At 36.5% G+C, this 6,605-nt stretch carries 2 protein-coding genes and 1 pseudogene; all 3 read right to left on the bottom strand.

Annotation, left to right across the window (positions count from 1 at the left end; genetic code table 11):
* Positions 1-819: pseudogene (locus tag ACFINX_RS09110) on the bottom strand (hypothetical protein); the annotation flags it as partial.
* A 1,177-nt stretch (positions 820-1,996) separates the two neighbouring features.
* Positions 1,997-5,119 carry a YadA-like family protein gene (locus ACFINX_RS09105; RefSeq protein ID WP_375668709.1) on the bottom strand — a complete coding sequence of 1,041 codons (3,123 nt, stop codon included), beginning with the start codon at positions 5,117-5,119 and terminating at the stop codon, positions 1,997-1,999.
* A 1,104-nt stretch (positions 5,120-6,223) separates the two neighbouring features.
* Positions 6,224-6,605 (bottom strand): YadA-like family protein (locus tag ACFINX_RS09100; RefSeq protein WP_375668708.1); only part of this gene is annotated, 382 nt, incomplete at its 5' end.

Below are 6,605 nucleotides of genomic sequence, written 5' to 3'. Positions count from 1 at the left end.
AGGATTAAATCGCTTAACCTTGAATGTAGGAGCATTCCACGTGCCATTCTCATACTTAGCTCCTCCACCTAAAGATTTTGCAACCCCAGTGCCTAACGTATAAAGCTGGGAACCATTAACGGCATCGGTTGACGTTTTTGAGAGCTCACCAGGAGAAACATCCAAAAGACGCCGTGTCTCACCTTTACTATTCCGAATAGTTATTTGAGTTAATGGTGAGGTAGGAGCAACAGTTACCATACTTGCATCATCCGCTCGGGCTAGTTCACGAGATAAGCTTCTTAAAAGAGAAAAGCTACCTGTGTTCTTATGCTGATCATCACTTTGAGATGGATTATCTTGTTTTTCCCCAATAGCATGGGGTTCCTTTATCTCAACAATCTGGTGATTTAAAGCTGCCAAAGCACTATTAGTGCCAGAAAATGCATCCGCAACACTTTTATAACCTTCTACATTCTTATAACCTTCCGTACCTGCAAATGCAGTATCAAAAGCAGCTTTAGTCTGAAACTTAATATTAAGACTTAAGTTCTTGGGAGCATCCTCCCCCTCCACAAATGCAGAGCCACTATCTCTATACAATTTACTGCCAACTACATAGGCTGGCGGTATACCTTTAAGCGCATTTGTACCACCACTAAAGTCGTTTGATATGTTATTTAAAATCTGAGTAGCAGCAGCAACAGGAGAAACATTTGATAAAAATATAATCACTGAAGCCAATGAAAACGCTTTAATAAAAAGCCGTCGATAAAACGAGCAAGAATCTTTACAATCATTCACCACTAGCGCTTTTGGTGTGGTATATAATTTTTTCATAACAAATTCTCCAAATAGGAAAGACATATTTAGAACATTAAAAAGTCATATTTCAGTGTTAGGAGTGATTAACGACGTGATTTTTTTGTTCTTTATAAAGTTTGAGTTTGCCGCAGAGGCGAACAGAAGTAATTAGAAGTCTAGCAAGGTTGCAATTAATCTTGATAAACGATGTGGTTAATGGGTTTTTTATTTTTTCCGCCTTTAAGAAGGGTGCTTTTTTTGCAACAAAACTCCTGGATGAGGGTGAAAAACAGGTATGAAGAAGACATACTTGCACCCTATTGTTAGGTCTGCGGTTTATAATTTTAAAAGTAAAAGAGTTCATTTTATATGATTAAGAAGCTGTAAGGTATTATTAGGGGAAGAGTTTAAGTTGTTGGCTGAATGATTTAGAGTACTTGTTGTGAAATTATTACGCTTTTATCGCAGGGATAAGCGGCATACTCTTAAGCTTTAGAGTAAAATAAGGATGATTGTGTGTGTTGTTCATAATCAACTGCCCCCCCTTGCGAGCATTTTTCTGTTTTTGCCAAAATGAGTCTTACTAAAGAATATTTTATGATGTTATAGACTATTGAGTGAAATAGCAAGAAGAAAATGAATTTAATTATTTTTACAGAATGAGTCTTTCCGATTTATATAACCGTGAAATATCCTTATAACTTTAAAACTCATAGATTCCATGCACTATAGACTTGTCTAGAGATTCTGTTTCATAGTTTTATTTAAGTGTCCCATTTTGATCAAAATGAGTCTTACTAATAATTGCTGCTGTTGCGTGCCTCATGATTGCTACTGCTATGTACAGAGCAAATAAATAAAATAATAAAATAGGATTTTTAAATTTTTAAACGTATCCCCCAATGGATATTTTCTATCAATGAAATTATAGAACGTACAGTTTTAAAATACTGCGCAATTACGCACTGAGAGTACTACTCTGTATTTGTAAAATTTTTGTTAAAGTGCTTTACTTCTTACTAAAATCAATCTCACTAAGATTATTACTATAAAATACATTGGTATAAGACTTTAATTATTATAAGACTTTATAAATACTACTCTATGGCCTTCTCTGTAAAATATTACTTCTCTATAATATAAAATTTCGCCCCTGTCTAAGAAGACAAGGGCGAAACTTCGCTTAAATTGTAGTTTTTCATATTCTCTGGTGTTATTTTAATTTCAGAGTTATTCCACCACCTACACCCCACTGACCGCCAGCACTGGTTGCTGATAGATTAGAACGAATCTTGCCATCTTCAGATGTATAACCTGCACCAATCGCAAAGGCAGATTGTCCACGCCAAAAACCGCCACCAAATGAAACACTCACAGATCCTGGGTCATCGAAGTAACGTAAGTTAGAGACTGCCAAACCAATCGCTGCTGCTTGCCTTGCCTCTTTGCGCACATTCGTAATATCATAACTTAGTGCGTCAAACTTCATATCGGTATAGGATTTTGCCTCGTTAACACCATTATTGACTTGATCGTCCGTGTACTTTTTCGCACTTTCAAGAGTAATCTTCATCTGCTCCGCGGTATGATCGTATAACTGACCACCATTCACTGCGTCCTTAGAGCCATGTTCAATTTTTCCATCTTTAACATTAGTAATCAAAACAGGCTCACTGTCATCGACACCTTTTAGAGTGATGCTATTGATTTTCTTTCCGCTATCATCGGTATCATAGCTAACCGCAACATTCACCTTGTTTTCAACTTCTGTTACCCTGTCTGTAACGCTGTCTACCTTTTTTTCAACGCCTGTTACCCTGTTACTCATCTGTGAAAACTGATTGTCAGTCACCTCATAAGTTGACTTTTCTAAAATTTCACTAGGAGCAACAGTTACCGTGGTTGAATTATCCGCCTCATCTATGGCGCTTTCTTCCTCATCTATGGCAAGAGGTAAGCTTCTTAGAAAACGTGCGCTTCTCATAAAAGGAAAGCCTTTTGAAATAACATCCGAAGGATCACCATTTTGTGGTTTACCCTCTGTTTCACCAATACCGTTCATAACCCGCTCATTTAAACCTGCCAAAGCACTATTAACGCCAGCAAATGCATCTGCAACATTAGTATATTTTTTCTCAGTTTCCTTACCATTCTTATCAAAGGCTTTAACTGTGAAAGTCGGAGCACTCCAATTTCCACCTTTATATCCAGAACCACCACCGAAATAAGTAGCAATCTGGTTGTTTATCGAATAGAGCTGAGAACCAGTTATAGCATCAGTCGACGTTTCTGAAATCTCACCAGCAGCAATATCAAAAAGACGCCGGCTTTCACCTTCACTACTCATAAAACTTACTTGTTTTAATGGTGATTTAGGAGCAACAGTTATCGTAGTTGGAACCTTCACATTACCTAAAGCACTAGGTAAGCTTCTCATAAAAGGAAAGCCTTCTGAAATAATATCATTCAAATCACCGTCTTGATGGATGTGTTCCCTTTCTTCAATACCAGGCTTATTCTTTATCTTAACAATCTCCTCATTCAAACTTGTGAAAGCACTATTAACGCCAGAAAACGCATCTGCAACATTAGTATAGTTTTTCTCAGTTGCATTACCATCCTTATCAAAGGCTTTAACTGTAAATGTAGGATGTGACCATTTTCCATCTTTATAGCCAGCACCACCGCCAAAATAACTTGCAAATGTCTGAGCCATCAAATAAATTTGACCACCATTTACTGCTTCGGTCGATGTTGCCGTAAATGCACCCCCTTTAACACCAGAGATAACTCGTGGAAAATTAATACCGTTTGCAATATCTATTCTATCACCACCCTTGTCTCCACCAATCGTAATAAGCCCAGCGCTATTTTGCTTAACAAAACTATCACCTGTCACACTTTCGATCTTTTGATTAAGATTCGTAAAAGAACTACTTACACCAGAAAGCGCATCCCCAACATTCTTATAGTTCTTTTCAGTCCCACTACCATTTTTATCAAAAACCTTAACTGTAAAAGTAGGAGCATTCCAGTTTCCATCTTTATCATATCCAGCATTATCACTAAAATAGCTAGCAACTACATTGCTCATGGCATAAAATTGAGAGCCATTTATCGCATCAGTCGATGTTGCTGTAATCGAACCAGCCTTAACACCCGCAAGAGTCCGTGCCACATTATCAACATTTGCTATATTTACCTGGACCCCTCTTACTTTTCCACCAATGGTAATAAGTCCGGCATCATCTTGCTTAACAAGATCATCACCTGTCCCATTAATGACTATATTCTCAATCTTTTTATCAAGATTTGTGAAAGAACCACTTACGCCAGTAAAGGCATCCGCAACATTAGTATACTTCTTTTCAGCTCCATTACCATCCTTATCAAAGACCTTAACTGTAAAAGTAGGAGCACTCCAGTTTCCATCTTTATAGCCAGCACCACCGCCAAAATAGCCTGCGACTACATTGCTCATGGAATAAAGTTGAGAACCATTTATCGCATCAGTGGACGCTGCTGTAATCGAACCAGCCTTAACACCCGAAAGAGTCCGAACTGCATTATCAACGTTTGCAATGCTTACCTTAGTTCCACTTACTTCTCCACCAATGCTAATAAGCCCCGTATCATCTTGCTTAACAAGACTATTACTTGCTACCTTAATATTTTCAATCTTTGCATCAAGATTCGTGAAAGAACTACTTACGCCAGTAAAGGCATCCGCAACATTCTTATAATCCTTTTCAGCTCCATTACCATTTTTATCAAAGACCTTAACTGTAAAAGTAGGAGCTATCCAGTTTCCTTTTCTATCGTATCCAGCACCACCGCCAAAAGAGATCGCAGTACTGATGCCTTGGGAAAAAAGCTGAGAACCATTGACTGCATCATACGAGATTGGCGAAACCCAACCATCAGCAACACCAGTAAGAGTCCTCAATCCATGAGAGCTATTTGCGATAGTTATTCTATTACCACCTACGTCCGCACCAATTGTAATAAGTCCTGATGCATCTTGCTTAACAAGCTTATCATACCTGGTTTCAGCGACATAATTCTCCAAACCATACAGCGCAGAACCAACATCTCTATATATTTTACCGTTAATTATATAGGTTGGCGCAATACTTTTACGTATATTTGTACCTCCGCCAAAATACTGTGCTACATTACCCCAAAGATCACAAGCAAAAACAGGAGAAGCATTTGATAAAAAGACAGCTACTGACACTAATGAAAGCGTTTTAATAAAAGGTAATTGATAAGACGAGCAAGAATTTTTTAAATTACTCACTGCTAGCGTGTGTGGTGTGGTATATATTTTTTTCATAATAAATCCTCTAAGTAAAAAAAGATATTTAAAACATCAAAAAGACATATTCCGGTGCTACTAAGCTCCAGAGATTGTTTTTTCTTGTTTTATAAAAGATTAGGGTTGTCATAATGCGGAAGAGGACTATCTAAGATATCAATGAGATAGAAGTCGACGTTGATCGATAGTCCAATTAATGTGGTTTTTATTTATTCCCCTTTAAGGAGGGGTGTTTTTCTTCAGCAGAGCCTTTAAATTTAAAGGTGAAGAAAGGTGAAAAAAGTGTAGAAAAAACATATTTGTGTACTATTATTAGGGGTTGTGTGTTTAAAAGGCAATAAAATGTTTATTGCGGAAGGAGGTTAAGCTGTTTGTTGAGTAATTTAGAGCGTTTTTTGTAGGGTTATTGTGCTTTTGTCGTGAAAATAAGCGAGATATCCCTGAGTTTTATATTTGTATCTCTTAAAGCTCTTTAAGATTAGATGATTGTGATTTTGTAATTTTGCCATAACTTACCGCACCCCGCTTTGCGAGAAGATTTCTAGTTTCTTTTAATTAATTTTTCGCACTTTATACAGATTATTAAAAAATAGCAAGGAAAAAATGAGACTTTTTATTTCTTTAAGAATACCCCTAGTGGATATTCTATTATAAAATTATAAACTGTATAGTTTTCAAATATTGTGCGGTTACACGTACTCTGTTAATTTATATGAAAACATCCCTCTGGCATTTGTAGTTTTTTGTTAAAATGCTTCACTGTAACTAAAATTAGTCCCACTAAGATTATTATTACAGAATACAATATAAAACTTTACAAGTATACTACTCTATGAATTTCTGTGTAAAATATCACTTCTTATAAAATTTTCACCCTTGTCTGATGAGACAAGAAGGCAAAACTTTCTTAAAAATAAATATCGATTACTCAAATAATTCCTTTTGGAGGTGATAAATGATTTTTTGATATAAAATTTCACAATAAAAAATATATTTTTACTCGAAATACGCCCTTATCTTCTATTGCTATTCATTTATGATGAAAATAACTTTCCTTCTCTTTAAATGGCACATGTAACGCATTTGATAAGAGAAGGAAAATTTATTTCGAATTTTCTATTGTTAATTCAGTGTTACCCTAAATCCAGCACCTACACCCCAATGTCCCCCAGCACTCGTTGCAGATACGTTAGAGCGAAATCTTCCATTTTCAGACATATAACCAGCTCCAATAGCAAGTGCAGATTGACTGCGCCATACACCCGTACCAAGTGAAAAACTTAATTTTCCCGGTGTATCGTCATAGCTTAAATTAGATACTGCTAGACCAATAGCAGCAGCTTGTCTTGCTTCTTTCCGAACATCCTGAATAGCATAATTCAATGTCTCAAACTTTATATCCGTATAGGATTTCGACTCGTGAACAGCATCATTGACAAGACCACTAACTTTCTCATCCGTATACTTATTGGCATCTTCAAGAACTATCTTCATCTGCTCTTCA

This window comes from Bartonella sp. AP36NXGY, assembly GCF_042195865.1.
Lineage (GTDB): Bacteria > Pseudomonadota > Alphaproteobacteria > Rhizobiales > Rhizobiaceae > Bartonella.
This window is presented reverse-complemented; position numbering and strand designations above follow the sequence as displayed.